We start from the raw sequence: 17,243 nt of genomic DNA on the forward strand, positions 1-17,243 counted from the left end.
CAGAAAGAGAAATGAATTGTTCTGACCTTCAGTGAATGAGAGCGGACTTTTGCGCATTTGCACCGATGATCAATTCCCTGTTCTTTCCCCTGTTGTTGAAAATTCCCTGATTAGTCTTCTTCCGGCTGATACCAGCCCCATTGTGAAATTGTCAGCTTGCTGATGGCTGCCATTGCTAAAACGAGCATCGCCGCAGTTTTCCAGAAACGCTGTCTCATGCTTTTCTCCCCTTTCTTTCCATTTGATAATTTTATTATAGAAAATTTTACGGAAATGTCTTTAGTTTGGGAACCAATAGGCAGTTTTTGGGAGCGAATAGACATATTTCGACAAATTTAAGGCTTAGCAGAAAAAAAGACAGTTTCACTGCACTGTCTTCTGAGCCAAAGCTAAAGATATGGCGCTGGCAGTTAGGGAGCAGGCAATAATCCGCCCCATTCCCTGATTGATTGCCAGCAGTTCAATCACTGAGAAAATACCGCAGATACTGGTTAATATCCGACTTAACCGTCGGGCTCGCTGACGATCCTGCTCGGTTTTGCGGCGTTTGTAGCGCATGTCAGGAGCCCATTTCCAAATGATGCCCAGGGATAAGAGATCAAGCAGGACATAAATTCCAGGATTAGGGATGAACTGTGTGAGGGCAATGCATCCGAAACAAACGCTGTGGGTCACAAGCAGACAATGGGAAAAGCGGTGCAGATGGATTCCACCGGTAAAGGAACGGACTGCCATCAGACTGAGCATAAAAACCAGCATTTCCTGAACACAGTTGAAGACCAAGGCAATACCGGTCATGCACAGGATCAGAATTCCTTGAATTAATAAATTCTCGATGCCAAAGCGCAGATCATTCTCATTCACGGGTTCGTTCAGCTGTCCGTTGAGCCAGCGGCCCAGCTTTAAAGAAAAATTACGCATGTTTTTCCTCCTTCGGCAGTAAAATCCGGACTTCAAAACGGTCTGAAGCCAAGTGAAAATCAAGCTCGCCTTCAGCCTGCTTCACAATCGTGCGGATACTCTCAATTCCATAACCATGTTCTTCCCAATCTGACTTTGAACTTCGTTTTAGATTGATGCGTAGATTCGGCTTAACCGAATTGATCAACGTCAGATAAATTGTCGTTTCATCTTCTTTAAGATAGAGTTTAATTTCTTTCTGCTGTGACAGCTTTGCGGCTTCCACAGCATTGCTCAGCAGATTGGAAATTAAAATACAGGTATCGACTTCCTTTAACGACCATTGTACGCGGCCGGTTTCCAGATGAAACTGAAGATGGGGCTCACTCTCTATCGTTCGATTTAAGAGACTGTCAATGATTGGATCTCCGGTATGTTCCTTCCTTGAGATATCCTCTACCGTTTTCATAGTTGATCGAATGTATTCAAGAGCTTCCAGGCTGCGTTCCTGTGATAAATATAATTCAAGCAGCCCCAGCAAATGTTTCAGATCATGACGCTGCTTACGGTACTTCTCCTGATTTTCCAAGGTCTCCGCAAGCCAAACTGCTTTCAGCGTATTGCAATTATGTTCAATCTCAAGCCGTTTCTTACTTTCCCGCATTTGACGATATTGCAAAAACACCCAATTCATCAGCACAAAGAATCCAAATAAAGCTGCGCTGAGCGCGGCCGAGAGAATCCGAATCCGCCGGTCATTGAAGGTGCAGCAGATCAGATAATTAAAGAACACGCAGAGAAACAATAAAAGACAGCTAAACCGAAACATCCAGCTTAAATTTTCATATCGGAGCAATTCCGGTTTCTTCTTCATCAGGACAATCGGCGTCAAAATCGCCAGTTTATTAAAATAACCACCCAGCGTTCGCAGCCAGTTCTCCTGCATCAAGACTTCGATCGGGATTTTGGCACCCAGCGTTAAAACCTGAAACGAAATCACTGAGAGGATTCCTTCTGCGATGTAAAACAACAAAACTAAAATTCCCAGGTTCATGGTTTTCCCTGTGAAGACTAAGCGAATCATGATCATCATATTCAAAAACATCAGAAGAACTAGTAAAGTTGGATCAGCCATCCAAAATTCCATCGAATATTCAACAGCGGCAAATCCCAGCAGGGACAAAAGCAGGACTGGAAGGGAAACCCGCAGGGCAAAAAATTTCTGCACTAATAGGGTGACACTGAGCATTTCAAGCAGGCAAAAACTGAATTCGATCACAAATGCATTCATACCATCACCTTATAATCTGAAAAGCGCCGAAGAACCTCTGCCTTCTGATACTTGCTGATCATTAAAGGCTGACTCAGTCCGCGGATAAACAAGGTATTGGCTTTGATTTTTTCCACATTCATTAGGTTCACGACTTCCGATCGATTAATCTGAACCAAATATTCACGCATTGCCAGCACACAGACAGCATCGTTTAAAACACGTCCGCGCAATTCATATTTTATCCCGCCCTGCAATGTCAGTGTTACCTTGCGGTTAAAACAGCTGAGCATTAAAATCTGATCGCGGCGAATTGAGATTTTGCCTTGTGTCGTTTCCACTGTCACCTGACGATAGGCAATTTCCTCGTTGATTTTAATGATCATTCCCGCCAGCTGTTCCTGGAGTTTTGACTTGACAAGAAAGCCGATCACATGAAAACCGAACGCTTCCGCCATATAGTGTTCCTCGGCTGTAACATAAACAATCAAGGGGGAAACTGGCTGTTCCCGCAAAGCTTTCGCCACAGAAAAACCATTAATATTCGGCATTTCAATGTCCAAGAATAAAACATCAGAAGCAATTTGACCGAGTGTGGCGATCAATTTCTGCGGATCATTATACGTCTTAATTTCACCAAATAGCTGAGTCTTTTCCAGTTCGCCTGACATCATTTCAAGAAATTCCAGATCATCATCTACAATTGCTGCTTTTATCATGATTAACGCCTCCCTTAGGTCGTCATACTCCATCCTTATTTATAACACAAACGCTGAGCGACTACAAAAAAAGCCGGGCTGTCAAAATGTGAAATCCAACAGCCCAGCCTAAGCCTTCATTCTATTCTTCCACTGTGACTAACAGAGATGACTCCACGCGCAGTTCACTGCCGCTGCACAATCCAATATAGGCCTTGCCCGGCTTCACTGCGGTGACCTGACCTTGTTCATCAACAACTGCGACCCGTTCATCCGAGGAAAACCAATGCAGTGTGACATCGCTTGCCGCCTCCGGCAATCTCTCACCCGTCACCGTTGTCTTTTCTCCGGCTTTCAAAGCTGCAGCTTCCGTCTTCAGGAAAATGTTTTCTGTCGGCACCGCTTCCCGAATCTGAACGTCATCCAGCCACAATGTCCCTTCAGCACCGCTCAGCCTGAAGCTGAGATCCAATGAGTCCGCAGAATAGGCTGTGACAAAGTTTAAACTGTAAACCGCCCACTCCTCGCTCATGCACAGATTATCGTTGAGTGTAACCTGATGCGTTGAAATGGATTCGCCGTTAGCCGTCTTCTGCGTCATTTCAATCGTGAAGTCAGTGCTGCTCAGCTGCTGCGCTCTGTGATCGAAAACAAGCTGATATGTTGTATTCGGCTTCACCGCGGCAGAGGTGCTCAGAACTCCATCAATGCCTGATCTGATTCCTGATTGGGTGAGCATCAGGGACGAACTGCCCGCTGTTTTTGCAGCAGTGTCTGCACTTAAAACAAATGCAGCCGATCCGCTGTGTTCCTCCGCCTGCACTACCGTCCAGTTCCAGCCTTCCGGCTGATTCCCATTCCAAACTTCAAAACTGCCCTGCGGCAAACGATTGGCAGAATCAATCTGCGGTGACAATGGATCCCCAAAAATCTGAATTTCAGTGATTTCATAACCTTGGTTCGCGGCCTTTTTCCCCGACAGCTCCAAGCGGACAAACTTGACTGGCTGGTTATTCACCGCAATGGCATCGCTGTCTTTCACATCCTGAATTTCAGCAAGAGTTTGATAGCTTTCGCCGTCCAGAGAGCCGGAAACTAGATACTGTTTGGCTTTCACTGTATCCCACAGCACATGGATCTGATCAACTGCGTACACCCGATCCAGTTCAATCGTAATGAATTGCTGATCCGCAGCATCGGACACCCACGGTGTTTTCGTGTCATAGTCCACAAGCAAATACGGAGAGATTTCTTCATTCAAAGAAGAAACGATGACATTTTGCCCCAGCGCCCGATTGTCAGAATTGGCAAGGCCTTCCACTTCACCCAGCAATTCAAATTCCGCATAGAACAGATCATGATCAGACAGATCACTTTCAACCCGCTGAATATCTGTGATCCGCATATTCTTTGTACATAAGACATTGTCTATCGTAAAAACATTCATGGACGGATCATCCGCTTCCCGATAGGTATCATACCACATGGACTTATATCCATTCGCTACGTTGAAGTTATCCAGAAACATCGAATATTCATATTCATGCTGATCGGTATTGAAATCTCCGGTAATCACTTTGTACTCCATCGGATCAGCATTGACCCGCTGAATGACCTGTGCAATCTGACGGCGGCGCAGATCAAGATTTTCCCAGCTTAGATGCGTATTGTATAACGCGATCTGGACTCCGTCTTTCTCGATGACCACCCGTTCCAACGTCTTTGTTGCCCGACTGCCGGTACTTTCTAACGGAATGGAACTAACCTGCAGCAGCTCGTGCTGACTCACGATGCCAATTCCAAAGGCCCCATCCGCAAAATCCCGACCTTTGGCAAAATGAACGTAAGGAACGTCATCATTCACAAAAGCCTGAGCCAGATCCTGTGAATTCCGGTTGTTCTGCACATCCACTTCCTGAATTCCAACAGCGTCAAGACGGTGCTTGGCCAGCACAGCCGCCATGGCCTGCGGATCCGGATGTTTTTGGGAAGCGATGTTCCATGTTCCAATCCGCAGCGTTACAGGACCGCTGCCCGAAGATGAATCCGGTACCGGGCTGCAGCCTGTGATCATGCCAAGGACAGCAAAGCTGATTAGTATTTTTTTTAACTTATTCATACATTCCTCCGGGTATTCTTTTGATTGAGATTTCATTTTTCTTAACTATAGTGTACCCATGTTCCGCGGTCTTGTCCATGTATGATTTCTTTCTATAAGTTGATTTTCATGATCCATAAATTCATCTTATGATATAATAAAACCAGAATCGAGGGATAGTATGCTGGATTATCGCCTAAAGACCTTTCTGCTTCTCAGCAAAACGCTGAATTACACGAAAACAGCCCAGCAGCTGCATATGAGCCAACCCGCCGTTTCGCAGCATATCCGCTACCTGGAACAAACCTACAACATCAAGCTGTTTGAGTATTATAATCGCCGGCTGCAGCTGACGGAAATGGGACAGCGGTTTTATCAGCAGGTTCTGGCGCTGGAAGTGCAGAGTCAGGATATCATCGAACGGCTGCGGCAGGAACAGGAAAACCGTCGTTTACTGCGGTTTGACTGTACCTTCACTTTTGGCGAATACATCATGCCGCCACTGATCTGCCGGTGGATGAAAGAAAATCCAAACACCGAGCTGTGCATGCGGATTCTGGGAACTGCCGCTTGCCTGGAAGCGCTGGATCAGGGAGAAATTGATTTCGCTTTGGTTGAGGGATTCTTTGATAAAGCGGTCTATGAAAGCCGGCTGGTGAAAATGACCCACATGGGTCTGGTTGTTCCCGTAGGCCATCCGCTGACGCAGAAAAAAGAGGTTATGCTGAATGACCTGATTGCTTATCCGCTGGTTGTGCGTCAAAAGGAATCGCGGATGCGCGGAATTCTGCCGACTGGGTTGGCTGAACACAATTTATCCTATGAGAGCTTTGCCGGAATGGTTCAGTGCGGAAGCATGAATGTCATGAAGACGTTGATTAAAAATGGATGCGGAATCGGTTTTCTGCATGAAGATATCATTCATGCTGATCTGGTTGAAGGAACCCTGGTGGAAATTCCGGTTGTCGATTTTGTTTTGAAGCGGGAGCTGAACATGGTTTACCTGCCGCATCATCAAGATCCGGCGCTATTAGATCAGATCTATCAGGATTTGTGTGAACATCTGCGGCAGCTGGGGACAGATTAATCCGCCTTCTAAGCAGAAATCATAGAAGACGGATGATGGATTATTTATGCGTAAAATTCTATTTCTATTCTTGTTTATGTTGTGATTGGGCAGATGTTCTTTAAGCAGAACGATGTGTCATCCGCTTCGCTTGATCCCAAAACGAAGAGATTTCCTTACGTGTGTCATCAAGGGTATTATACCTTTCCAGCCTCTGCGGCTGATGCAATGGATATACGCACAGGATGGTTCGCGAAAGATTGCCGAAACCTTCTTCTTACGGACAACGAAAGCCTGAGAATACGATCATCACCGAAACATAGTCAATGAATTTAATCAACGCCGGCTTCAACAATCAGCCATAGAAATTCATACGCTTTAAGATCCAATGTTTCCTGACTGCCGCTGATCCGGCGGCCTGTCAGCAGCTCCCGCGCCTGTTCTTCCTTATTAAACAAGGATGTCAGCGGGCAATACTGCGGAGATTCCGTAAAGTTGAACAAAAACAGAAGCCGCTGCTTTTTACAGGATCGGCTCCATACCAACAAAGCATCATTGCCCGTATCCAGAATCTGTTCCTGTCCGCAGTTCCAGTCCGGATAATCTGAACGGACCTGAAGCATGGCTTTTAAACTTTGGAATATCCGGTATTCCAAGCTCAGCAGCTGAAAGCGCTGCTGGGCTTTTTCTTCGATATAAACCGGTCTTTGCAGCCATCGTCGATCTTGTTCTTTGTCTGGATCCAGGCGGAAGCTGACATCATTCAGCGCGCCCAGTTCATCGCCATCTGACAACAGCGGCATTCCCCGCATCGCCAGACTTAATCCCTGAAGCAGCAGCACACGCCGGCAGCTGTTCTCCAATTCGTAAGGCTCATGATGATCCATCGCCCGGCCGCATCCAGCCCAGCTTGCCAAGGTTCCGTAACAGCGCCCGCTTTCCGGATCGCTTTCCCCTTCGGCAAAGCTGCCCAAAGCCTGTCCGGTATAGAAATCCGTCAAAAACTGCCGATGCGACTCCGGATTCCATCCGCGCATCATCGCCGCTTCCTCATTAAAATTCCAGCGGAGGCCCTGATCGCAGCCCACCGGGTGAATCGCGATCGTGGCTGGGGTCAGCGCATGAAAAAATCAGATCGGCCCGCTGCATTTTCGTATCGCGGGTCGCCAGCGAATTCCAGCTGTTGATCATGGCGGCTTGATCGAGGACGGATGCGGACTGCGGAGCACGCTGGGCCAGAATTTGTAAGTCATGAGCTGCTGCTTCGCTGTGACCGATCACCAGCACGGATGGGCATACCAGCTTTCCAGCCGCAACAAAAAGCGCAAACAGGTCTGGAATCTGCGGATAAAGCGGCTGAGCTTTGCATTCTTTCCACATATGATCCAGCTGCCGCAGCTCAATCGCATCCACACCTAAATCCGCAAGCGAACAAAAGCGTTTCAGCATCACGCTCAGCACCTGAGGATTTTTATAATCCAACAGCCATCCGCCAGTCTGCGGGCTGCGGTAGACATATTGATGAATCTTTTCCAGCTTATAAAATACACCGGTTTCATTTTCTTTGGAAAACGGACTGTATAAAGAGGCAAGCTTAGCATCAGCAATCATCCAATACCGCTGCTGCATCGAAAGATCCCCTTTTAGCGCCTGGCTTGCCCAAGGATCGTCCTGCGGAGTTCCAGCCACGTCAAAATCTATGCCCACCGCAAAGCCTTCCGCATGCCACGCGTCAATCTCGGTTTGAAGGACTTGCCGTGAACGTTGCGTATGCGGAAAAGGGACCTCGCTGAGCTGTACCCAGCCGATCCCTAACTCCCGCAGTTCCTTAGCCCGCAGGGATATCTGCGCTGCAGACTGCGCGGCAGAATAATTCAGCCGCATGCCTGCCGGCGCCGAGCAGAACCAAGCTGGGCCGCGGTCTTTCCCGCGATGAAGCAGACTGCGATTGAGCCTCTGTTCATCCAGCATTGCCAAAAGCGCATCGAATGTTTCTTCCTGAACATGAAACGGCTGATAGATCCTAAAGAAAGCCGCTTCCATTTCTGCCATAAGCGGCTGCAGCCGCTGCAGGAATTCGCCGGCGCTCATCCCTCAGCTCTCCGGCTGCTGATCCAGCAAAGCCTGTGCTTCTTCGGTTGTGACCAGGGACGGCATTCCGCCCTTACGAGTTACGGACAAAGCCCCGGAAGCATTCGCCAGCCGCAGCATCTGATAGACATCCTCACCGCTGAGCTGTTCCAGCGTTTTTTCCGATTTTAGGAAACTGGCCAGAAAGCAGCCTAAGAAACCATCGCCAGCGCCGGTTGTATCCACCACCGATACCGGGAAAGCTGGAGCGTTAATATAGTAATCGTGAATTAAGGCATGACTGCCCTGACTGCCCTCGGTGACGAGGATCAGCGGCGTTTTGTATTTCTTCGCAATCTGCCGTGCTCCTTCTTCCAGCGTCTTGCAGCCGGTTAGAAAAATCAATTCTTCTTCCGCAACTTTGAGGATATCGCAGAACTGCAGACCATGCCGGATTTCATGCCGGGCTTCTTCTTCACTGTTCCACAGCGGCATCCTGAGATTCGGGTCAAATGAAAGCAGCTTCCCTTTCTGCTGGGCATATTTTATGAGTTCAAAAGTCGTAATCCGCGCCGGATTGTGAGTCATTGACACTGAACCATAATGGAAGAGTTCACACTCGTCGATCGCCCGCAGATTGACTTCCTGACTTTCAATCATCGTATCTGCCCCCGGATTGCGGTAAAAGCAAAAGGACCGTTCACCTTTTTCATCGAGCTGAACGAAGGCCAACGTTGTTTTATAACGGGAATTGATCACCATATATTCCGTGTCAACACCCTCGCCCTTGAGCTTTTCATTCAAAAACTGACCGAAGATATCGTCGCCGACCTCGCCGATAAAGCTTGCCTGTACGCCATGCTTCACCGCAGCCACCGCCAAATTTGCGGGGGCTCCGCCCGGATTGCGTTCAAATAGGATATTTCCATTTTCACTGACGCCTACCGGCGTAAAATCAATCAAGGTTTCACCAAATGAGCATATTTTCATCTTTAGTTCCTCCTGCCTAAGATTTTGAGTCTTTCCTATCTTATTCTAACACGAACCGAACTTTTCCCAAACCCTAATCGCAAGCGTTTTCATCTTCTTTTTCTTTGCTGACTTCCTGTTTTCCATATAAAAATAATCATCCTTATTCGTTATAGCCAACAGGAGAAAGCGACGGAATAAAGGTTTTTACTCGATTTCGGGCAGGGATAAAATTTCCATACAAAAAGCAGGCAGAATGAAGCAGTATATAAAACTTTATCCTGCCCTATCTCTAATTCTAGAACGGGCAATGCTTCAAATCAAAAAGGTGCTTCGCTTGGAAACACCTTTTTAATTTACTGAATCTGACTTTTGAGATAGCTGAAGATGAACCCGTCCAGATCGCCATCCATGACATTCTGAACACTACCCATTTCATAGCCGGTACGATGATCCTTGACCATGGTATACGGACAGAAGACATACGAACGGATCTGCGATCCCCATTCAATGTTTTTCTGTTCGCCGCGGATCGCTGCCAGCTTGGCTTCCTGTTCCTCGATCATCCGCTGATACAGCTTGGATTTCAGCATGTTCATGCAGCGTTCCCGGTTCTGAATCTGACTGCGCTCAGTCTGGCAGGATACCACAATGCCGGTCGGCTTGTGCGTCATGCGCACAGCGCTGTCGGTCTTGTTGATATGCTGTCCGCCGGCTCCGCTGGCCCGCATCGTTACGACGTCCAGATCTTTTTCATCAATCGTAATTTCAATTTCATCCGCGAACTGCGGCATCACGTCCAGGGAAGCAAACGAGGTGTGCCGACGGCCGGAGGAATCAAACGGAGAAATCCGCACCAGCCGGTGCACGCCCTTTTCCGCTTTCAGATAACCGTAGGCCATATCGCCCTCGATCAGAATGCTCGCCGATTTAATCCCGGCTTCTTCGCCTTCCTGATAGTCCAGCAAGGTAACCTTATAGCCCTTCCGTTCAGCCCAGCGGCAATACATCCGATAAAGCATGCTTGCCCAGTCCTGACTTTCCGTGCCGCCGGCTCCCGGATGCAGCTCCAGAATCGCGTTGTTTTTGTCATAAGGATGCGAAAGCAGCACCATGACTTCAAACTCTTCAAACTGACTGAGCGTATCCTGATATTCCATATCCAGCAGCTCTTTCAGTTCCTCATCAAAATTCTGGTTCAGCTCATCCACGGTTTCCTGCAATGAGGCTAAAGCCTGTTCCATCTGATGATATTTAGCTTCCAACTCTTTCATGCCGTTGCATTGGCGAATGACATTCTGAGCCGCTTTCGGATCGTCCCAGAAATGTTCTTCGTTCATCTTCGCTTCCAGTTCTTCAATTTGTTTTTGCTTTGCAGCTAAGTCAAAGAGAGTCGCCTAACTGCTTTAACTTCGTTACCGAAGCGGTTAGGCCTTGTCGAATCTCATACAGTTCCATCGTTATTTCTTACGCTCCTCTATTACAATTCTTACATTCAGGCAGAAAGTGACAACTTCCTGCGCAATTCGTGCCATCATGTCTTCAAACAGCTGATAGCCTTCGGAAACATACGCCTGCAGCGGGTTGGACTGGGCATAGGATCGCAGATGAATACCGTCGCGCAGCTTGCTCATGGTATCGATATGATCCACCCAGTTGCGGTCGATAACTTTTAACACCATCGTCTTTTCTATCGGCAGGACATGCACCTTGATCGGTTCAATCTTGCCTTCATAGACATCCCAAGCCGCTTTGCAGCACAGCTCGCTGATCTCCGGAATACTCTTGCCTTCCAGATCCGTTTCCGTCAGACTTTCATGGAAGCCCATCTTGCCTAACGATTCCAGCAGTTCCGCGGTATTGACATGTTCTTCCTTCCCATCGTGTTCCGTATGGGCAGCAACCAGATTGCTGACAACGCGGTCAAACATATCCTTCACGATGCTGTGGACATCGTCATGATCAAGAATGAAGTTGCGCTGTTCATAGATAATTTCACGCTGCTGCCGCAGAACATCATCATATTCCAGCAAGGTTTTACGTACGTCGAAGTTCACGCCTTCCACGCGCTTCTGCGCGCTGCCGATCGACTTGGTCACGACCTTGGATTCAATCGGAACATCGCCCAGCTGAGAGAACAGGCTTTCCATCTTTTCCGAGCCGAACCGCACCATCAGATCATCCTGGACCGAGACATAGAAACGGGAATAGCCCGGATCTCCCTGACGGCCGGAACGACCGCGCAGCTGGTTATCAATACGGCGGGATTCATGCCGTTCTGAACCGATGACCGCCAGACCGCCAAGTTCCCGGACCCCTTCGCCCAGCTTGATATCGGTACCACGGCCGGCCATGTTGGTCGCAATCGTTACCGAACCCTTCTGACCTGCCTTTTTGATGATTTCCGCTTCTCTGGCATGGTTTTTCGCATTCAGGACTTCATGCGGAATCTTGCGTTCTTTTAACATCTTCGCAATGAATTCACTGGTTTCCACAGCGATGGTGCCGACTAGAACCGGCTGGCCTTTTTCATGACATTCCTTGACCTCGTTGACCAGAGCTTCAAATTTAGCCTTCTTGGTGCCGAAGATGGCATCCGGATAGTCAATACGGGCAACCGGCCGATTGGTCGGAATTTCCATGACGCGCATGTTGTAAATGCTTAAGAATTCTTCTTCTTCCGTCTTTGCCGTACCGGTCATGCCGGCCAGCTTGTTGTATAGGCGGAAGAAATTCTGATAGGTGATCGTGGCCAGCGTTGTCGTTTCCTGTTTGATGGATACGCCTTCCTTGGCTTCAATCGCCTGATGCAGACCATCGGAATAAGCACGGCCCTTCATCAAACGGCCGGTGAACTGGTCAACGATGACGATCTCATCGTTATCCACGACATATTCCACATCCTTCATCATGATGTAGTTGGCCTTTAAGGCCTGGGAAATATGGTGCACCAGCTGCGTATGATCAAGCTCGTACAGGTTTTTTACCCGGAACGCCTTTTCCGCTTTGGTAACGCCGGAATCCGTCAGCTGCACGGTTTTGCTTTTGACGTCGATCTCATAGTCTTCGTCCATTTTCAGTGATTTCACAAAACGATCCGCCTGAATATACAGGTTGGCCGTCTGTTTCTGACCGCCGGAAATAATCAGCGGGGTCCGCGATTCATCGATCAGGATGGAGTCGACTTCATCGACCAACGCAAAATTCAGAGGCCGCAGAACACGATCCTCAACACGCGTCACCATGTTGTCGCGCAGATAATCAAATCCGACTTCCGCATTGGTCGTATAGGTAATATCGCAGTTGTAAGCAGCCCGTTTCTGAGCCGGGGTCAGCTGACGCAGATTTAAGCCGACAGTCAAGCCCAGGAAGCGGTGAATCTGTCCCATCCATTCAGCGTCGCGGCCGGCCAGGTATTCATTGACGGTGACGACATGCACTCCCCGGCCATCCAAGGCATTTAAATAGACCGGCAAAACCGAGGTCAGGGTTTTACCTTCACCGGTTTTCATTTCCGCGATATCGCCGCCATGCAGAACGATGCCGCCCATCAGCTGAACAAGATACGGATATTCGCCGATCACTCGCTTAGCCGCTTCGCGGACAACCGCGAAGGCTTCCGGAAGCAAGTCATCCAGCGTTTCGCCGTTCTTTAACCGCTGCTGAAACTGCGGTGTTTTTGCTTTTAGTTCCTCATCGCTCAGACCCGCCATCTGCGATGCCAGCGCATCGACTTCATGAGCGCGTTTCTCGACTTCTTTCAGCCGTTTTTTATCGTAATTAAAAAGTTTATCCAAAAAAGTTGCCATTGTGGTCCCTCCATCGTTCCTATTGTATCGTAATTGAGCGAAAAACACAAAGAAAAAGGCCGTCAAACCCGGCCTTTGATCGCTGTTTTACAGTTTTTTGACGTTGTGGGCCTGGTAACCCCGGTCGCCCTCGATCAGATCGAATTCCACCTCGGCGTTTTCTTCGATCGTCTTGAAGCCGTCCATGACCAGCTGAGAATAATGGAAAAAGACATCGCGGCCATCATTAAGCTTAATAAAACCATAGCCCTTTTCCTTATTAAACATCTTTACTTTACCTTGCATCTGCTTCTAAACCTAACCCTTTCTTCTTTTTCTCTGCAGCGCTGAATCACGCTGTTTTGCTGATTGGATCAGAACTGAAATGTGTTCCTTAATCCTGAAATTCATTGTTCCGCTGCATCCCTTTGTCTGCTGATAGCGAAGAATCCTTAAGCGATGCCGCGGACTTTTGTTGCCTCCTGCAGCCGGAATTCCTCCTTTCCCGTCTACTTTGAGTATAGAGAGGAATGAGCGCAAACTCAAATCTTTTCCTTCGCCTTATTTCGAGCTTTTTTATTTCAACCCCCATGATGAGTCCTAGATCGCTCATCATGACACGGCAGTCTTGCTGCCTTTGATCTCGTTTCCAGATCGATTTGACTTCATGTCAGTGGGGGAATCCCCGCTTATTTCGTTGAAAAGAGAAGGGCGGGCGCGGATCAGGCGGCAGAAAACGTTGATTAACAGCCAGAACCAAGGCTTCATGGGCTTGGGGCAGCAGCGCCTGCGCAGCCCTAAGCGTGCTGCCGGTCGTGAGCACATCGTCGATCAGAACCAGCGGGCCCGAAGGAATAGAAACCCCTGGAATCAAGCGGATATGGCTGGCGGCGCTTTGACGCTGCTTAGCATTGCCCTGCTGCTCATAGTCGTCTGTTTTTTCCAATAACGGAACAACCGGCAGCCGCAAACCAAAGAACAGCTGCGGGATCGTATCAAAACCGCGTTTCTCCCGTTTAGCGCGGGAGGAGGGCATTGGGATCAGCGCGGCCCGGCGGTAACGCCGGCGCAGCGAATCCTGCCGCGGTTTTAAGAAAATATTCTGCAGCGCTTCATCCATGCATTCCTTATACTGCACAAGCATTTTCATAAAGGCCTCGTCATAGACATATAAGCCCTGAACCGACAAATCGCCCAGCTTAACCTGACCCGCAATCGGCGTCAGCAGACCGCGGCATTTCCCGCACAATTCATCGTCAACAAACAACAATTCGCTGATCGTGCGGCCGTTGAGCAGCGGGCCGCCGCACCACAGACACCGTTCAGCCGGCGGCATTGGCTTCCTTCAGCCGCTTCACACAGCGTTCAACAGCGGCGCTGCGCTGCCGGCATAAAAACAACCCGTCTCCCTGCGGGCAGGCAAAACTGCGGCCGACCCGTCCGATCATCTGTATTAATGAGGCTTCGTCAAAAACACTGTGATCCGCCAACATGACGCACACATCAACCCCGCTGATCGTCACGCCTCTTTCCAGCACCGTCGTCGCGAAGCAAAACGGCAGTTCCTTTGCTCGCAGCTTCCGCAGCGTTTCATCCTGATCCTCAGATTTACTGGTCAGTGCCCCGCACGCAAAACGCAGCGAAAACAAAGCTTTTAAACGATAGCATTCCTGAATCGTGGGCACAAAAATCAAAGCTTGCTTGCCGGCTTTCTGCTTGCTTTTCAGCCAGCGGTACAGCTGAATCAGAAGCCAGATCCCAGGTCCGATCACAACGTGCGGCACGGGCAGATCATAGCCATGCGGACGGCGGTTGAGCTTAAGCTGCGCTAATGTCCCAACCCGGATTCGGGCCTGCAGCTCAGCATCCGGAGTCGCCGTCGTGTAGACGATCTGACCGCGGCAGCTGACGCGGGCAATCCCATGCAGCACCGGATCGCCTTTATAGGGAAAGGCATCCGGCTCATCCAGCACCAACAGATCAAACCGCCGGGGATAGCGGTACAGCTGATGGGTCGTGCAGACAATCAGATCCGCTTCCGTTTTTTGCGTATAGCCCTGACAGACCGGAATAACCGATAAATCCGGGAAAGCCGCCGCCAGCCGTTTCGCCAGTTCCAGCACGACCTGCCGCCGGGCCACCGCCACAGCGACCTGTTGCCCGCGCTGAAGCCTCCGCTGCAGACATGCCATCACAATTTCCGTTTTTCCTGCTCCGCACACCGCGTCAACCAAAACATCCTGAGTTTCGGATAATTCGCAAAGCTGATCCGAGATTCGCTGCTGCGCCGCGGTCAGCGGATAATCCAGCCGCAGATGCGGATCCAACGGTTCCTTGGGTTCAGGCTCAGGAAGCTCAGCCGTTTCGCACACCAGCATCCGGGAAAAACCGATGCAGCGGCGGCAGTACCATCCTTTGCTGCCAAGATAAAACCAGCTTGGATCTTCATTGAAGCATCGCGGGCATCGCATCTTTTCACCTCCCACTTATAATATTGCGGAAAATTGGAAAAAGCCCCGCAAAAAATAAGAATTTCTTTATTTTTTCCCATTTCTTTTCTACAATGAAAGAAAGAGTAAGAGGAGGAACAGATCATGACTACGTTTACGATTCAGGATGATTTTATCCTTGACGGCCAGCCGGTTAAGCTGATCAGCGGAGCGCTGCATTACTTCCGAATCGTTCCGGAATACTGGCAGGATCGCTTGGAAAAGCTGAAAAACATGGGCTGCAACTGCGTTGAAACCTATATTCCATGGAACTACCATGAACCAAAGAAGGGACAGTTTGATTTTACCGGACGTAAAGACGTCGCCCGGTTTGTCCGATTGGCTCAGGCACTGGGCTTATGGGTCATTTTGCGTCCAACCCCTTATATCTGCGCCGAATGGGAATTCGGCGGCTTGCCTGCCTGGTTGTTAGCGGATGAATCCATGCGGGTGCGCTCAACGTATCAGCCGTATCTGGATGCGGTCGATGCTTACTACGCGGAATTATTCCAGGTCATCCGGCCGTTGTTTTTCACGCATGGCGGTCCGGTGCTGATGTGCCAAATTGAAAATGAATATGGCTCCTTCGGCAACGATAAGAATTATTTAAAAGCGGTCAAGCGTTTGATGGAAAAGCACGGCTGCGATGTTCCGATGTTTACCTCGGACGGGGGCTGGCGCGAGGTGCTGGACGCCGGTACCTTGCTTCATGAAGGCGTGCTGCCGACCGCTAATTTCGGCTCCCGCACTGATGAACAAATCGGAGCGCTGCGTCAGTTCATGCATGACAATCAGATTCAAGGCCCTTTGATGTGCATGGAATTTTGGATCGGCTGGTTCAACAACTGGGGTTCACCGTTGAAAACCCGCGACGCCCATGAAGCCGCCGGCGAACTGGAAGCGATGCTGAAGCAGGGCAGCGTCAACATTTATATGTTCCATGGCGGCACCAATCCTGAATTTTATAATGGCTGCAGCTACCATAACGGGATGGATCCGCAGATCACTTCTTACGACTACGCCGCGCCGTTAACAGAATGGGGCACAGAAGCAGACAAATATGCGGCCTTCCGCGAAGTGATCGCCAAGTTCCATGCGTTCACACCGGTGCCGCTGTCTACGCCGATTCAGTTTCAAGGAATTGGTGAATTGACCTGTACGAATCGGGTATCTTTGTTTAATACGCTTTCCTCATTAACTCAGCCGATCACAACGGATATTCCTCAGCCAATGGAAAAACTGGGGCAGGGTTATGGCTATATTCTGTACCGGGCCCATGTCGGCAAAGCCCGCGAGCTGGCCAAAGCGAAGCTCGCGGATTGTGATGACCGCGCCCAGATTTTTGTCAATCAGAAGCTGATCGCCACGCAATACAAGGAAACGATGGGCAGCAATATTCCGTTGACGCTGGATCATCCTTCCGATAACGTCATTGATATTCTAGTAGAGAACCTCGGACGCATCAATTACGGCGCCAGTCTGGTTTCCCCGCATCAGCGCAAGGGCATCAAGGGCGGCTTTATGCTTGATCTGCATTTCCATACCGGCTGGCAGCAGTATTGTCTGGAGCTGAACAATGTGGAACAGGTCGATTTTACACAGGACTATCAATCCGGCGTCCCGGCCTTCTATGAATATGCTTTTGAGCTCGACGAACCCGCGGACATGTTTTTGAATCTGAAGGGCTGGGGCAAAGGCTGCGCCTTTATCAATAGCGAAAACCTCGGCCGCTTCTGGGATATCGGACCGACACATTATCTTTACATCCCTGCCCCTTTATTTAAAAAGGGAAAAAATACAGTGATCTTATTTGAAACCGAAGGCCGCTCAGGATCTGTGTCGCTGGACGATCATCCGCTCATTGATCAGCCGGATACAAACGATTAGAATTTTAT

The 17,243-nt window shown here is 49.2% G+C and carries 14 protein-coding genes; 2 read left to right on the plus strand and 12 right to left on the minus strand.

Annotation, left to right across the window (positions count from 1 at the left end):
• Positions 1–363: 363 nt before the first annotated feature.
• The 4 genes from BN162_RS09535 to BN162_RS17930 all read right to left on the minus strand — a co-directional run bounded on the left by BN162_RS09535 (position 364) and on the right by BN162_RS17930 (position 4,987).
• Positions 364–921, minus strand: coding sequence for an accessory gene regulator ArgB-like protein (locus BN162_RS09535; RefSeq protein ID WP_020224861.1), 558 nt, complete (start codon positions 919–921; stop codon positions 364–366).
• Positions 914–2,191: a GHKL domain-containing protein gene (locus BN162_RS09540; protein WP_020224862.1), complete on the minus strand. Its 1,278-nt coding sequence runs from the start codon at positions 2,189–2,191 to the stop codon at positions 914–916. Before BN162_RS09540 ends, BN162_RS09535 begins: the two co-directional genes overlap by 8 nt.
• Positions 2,188–2,889, minus strand: coding sequence for a LytR/AlgR family response regulator transcription factor (locus BN162_RS09545; RefSeq protein WP_020224863.1), 702 nt, complete (start codon positions 2,887–2,889; stop codon positions 2,188–2,190). The genes BN162_RS09540 and BN162_RS09545 overlap by 4 nt, the downstream gene beginning before the upstream one ends.
• Before the next feature lie 121 nt (positions 2,890–3,010).
• The gene (locus BN162_RS17930; RefSeq protein WP_020224864.1) at positions 3,011–4,987 is read right to left on the minus strand and encodes an endonuclease/exonuclease/phosphatase family protein; all 1,977 of its coding nucleotides are present in this window, start codon (positions 4,985–4,987) and stop codon (positions 3,011–3,013) included.
• Positions 4,988–5,147: 160 nt separating this feature from the next.
• Here BN162_RS17930 and BN162_RS09555 point away from each other — a divergent pair, with 160 nt between their 5' ends.
• Positions 5,148–6,053, plus strand: coding sequence for a LysR family transcriptional regulator (locus BN162_RS09555; RefSeq protein WP_020224865.1), 906 nt, complete (start codon positions 5,148–5,150; stop codon positions 6,051–6,053).
• A 311-nt stretch (positions 6,054–6,364) separates the two neighbouring features.
• Here the strand turns inward: BN162_RS09555 and BN162_RS09560 are convergent, their stop codons facing one another.
• From BN162_RS09560 to BN162_RS09600, 8 genes are all read right to left on the minus strand, one after another.
• On the minus strand, positions 6,365–7,072 hold the full coding sequence (locus BN162_RS09560) for a Beta-galactosidase C-terminal domain (RefSeq protein ID WP_081587878.1): 708 nt from the start codon (positions 7,070–7,072) through the stop codon (positions 6,365–6,367).
• A 13-nt stretch (positions 7,073–7,085) separates the two neighbouring features.
• Positions 7,086–8,123, minus strand: coding sequence for an alpha-amylase family protein (locus BN162_RS09565; protein WP_020678481.1), 1,038 nt, complete (start codon positions 8,121–8,123; stop codon positions 7,086–7,088).
• A 3-nt stretch (positions 8,124–8,126) separates the two neighbouring features.
• Positions 8,127–9,092, minus strand: coding sequence for a carbohydrate kinase family protein (locus BN162_RS09570; RefSeq protein WP_020224867.1), 966 nt, complete (start codon positions 9,090–9,092; stop codon positions 8,127–8,129).
• A gap of 335 nt (positions 9,093–9,427) precedes the next feature.
• Positions 9,428–10,529, minus strand: a protein-coding gene (gene prfB, locus BN162_RS09575) for a peptide chain release factor 2 (protein ID WP_147612170.1) whose coding sequence is annotated in 2 segments (ribosomal slippage) — positions 9,428–10,456 and positions 10,458–10,529 — 1,101 coding nt in all. Because the reading frame shifts where the segments join, the coding sequence is not laid out codon by codon here.
• 2 nt (positions 10,530–10,531) lie between these two features.
• On the minus strand, positions 10,532–12,880 hold the full coding sequence (gene secA / locus BN162_RS09580; RefSeq protein WP_020224869.1) for a preprotein translocase subunit SecA: 2,349 nt from the start codon (positions 12,878–12,880) through the stop codon (positions 10,532–10,534).
• A gap of 87 nt (positions 12,881–12,967) precedes the next feature.
• Entirely contained in the window at positions 12,968–13,165 is a 198-nt protein-coding gene (locus BN162_RS09585) for a cold-shock protein (protein WP_020224870.1), read from the minus strand.
• Between the two features lie 364 nt (positions 13,166–13,529).
• Entirely contained in the window at positions 13,530–14,195 is a 666-nt protein-coding gene (locus BN162_RS09595) for a ComF family protein (protein WP_020224872.1), read from the minus strand.
• The gene (locus BN162_RS09600) at positions 14,182–15,330 is read right to left on the minus strand and encodes a helicase-related protein (RefSeq protein ID WP_020224873.1); all 1,149 of its coding nucleotides are present in this window, start codon (positions 15,328–15,330) and stop codon (positions 14,182–14,184) included. Before BN162_RS09600 ends, BN162_RS09595 begins: the two co-directional genes overlap by 14 nt.
• A 123-nt stretch (positions 15,331–15,453) precedes the next feature.
• On the opposite strand from BN162_RS09600, the gene BN162_RS09605 reads away from it, so the two are divergent.
• On the plus strand, positions 15,454–17,235 hold the full coding sequence (locus BN162_RS09605) for a glycoside hydrolase family 35 protein (RefSeq protein ID WP_020224874.1): 1,782 nt from the start codon (positions 15,454–15,456) through the stop codon (positions 17,233–17,235).
• The last annotated feature ends 8 nt before the right edge of the window (positions 17,236–17,243 follow it).

It is taken from the genome of Holdemania massiliensis AP2 (assembly GCF_000327285.1).
GTDB lineage: Bacteria > Bacillota_I > Bacilli_A > Erysipelotrichales > Erysipelotrichaceae > Holdemania > Holdemania massiliensis.

Bases quoted from the DNA above. Each gene is read 5' to 3' on its own strand.
- BN162_RS09545 (WP_020224863.1), bottom strand. From the start codon at position 2,889: ATGATAAAAGCAGCAATTGTAGATGATGATCTGGAATTTCTTGAAATG.
- BN162_RS09570 (WP_020224867.1), bottom strand. From the start codon at position 9,092: ATGAAAATATGCTCATTTGGTGAAACCTTGATTGATTTTACGCCGGTA.
- BN162_RS09585 (WP_020224870.1), bottom strand. From the start codon at position 13,165: ATGCAAGGTAAAGTAAAGATGTTTAATAAGGAAAAGGGCTATGGTTTT.
- BN162_RS09555 (WP_020224865.1), top strand. From the start codon at position 5,148: ATGCTGGATTATCGCCTAAAGACCTTTCTGCTTCTCAGCAAAACGCTG.
- BN162_RS09605 (WP_020224874.1), top strand. From the start codon at position 15,454: ATGACTACGTTTACGATTCAGGATGATTTTATCCTTGACGGCCAGCCG.
- BN162_RS09565 (WP_020678481.1), bottom strand. From the start codon at position 8,123: ATGAGCGCCGGCGAATTCCTGCAGCGGCTGCAGCCGCTTATGGCAGAA.
- BN162_RS09595 (WP_020224872.1), bottom strand. From the start codon at position 14,195: ATGCCGCCGGCTGAACGGTGTCTGTGGTGCGGCGGCCCGCTGCTCAAC.
- BN162_RS09560 (WP_081587878.1), bottom strand. From the start codon at position 7,072: ATGATGCGCGGATGGAATCCGGAGTCGCATCGGCAGTTTTTGACGGAT.
- BN162_RS09600 (WP_020224873.1), bottom strand. From the start codon at position 15,330: ATGCGATGCCCGCGATGCTTCAATGAAGATCCAAGCTGGTTTTATCTT.
- BN162_RS17930 (WP_020224864.1), bottom strand. From the start codon at position 4,987: ATGAATAAGTTAAAAAAAATACTAATCAGCTTTGCTGTCCTTGGCATG.
- BN162_RS09540 (WP_020224862.1), bottom strand. From the start codon at position 2,191: ATGAATGCATTTGTGATCGAATTCAGTTTTTGCCTGCTTGAAATGCTC.
- secA (WP_020224869.1), bottom strand. From the start codon at position 12,880: ATGGCAACTTTTTTGGATAAACTTTTTAATTACGATAAAAAACGGCTG.
- BN162_RS09535 (WP_020224861.1), bottom strand. From the start codon at position 921: ATGCGTAATTTTTCTTTAAAGCTGGGCCGCTGGCTCAACGGACAGCTG.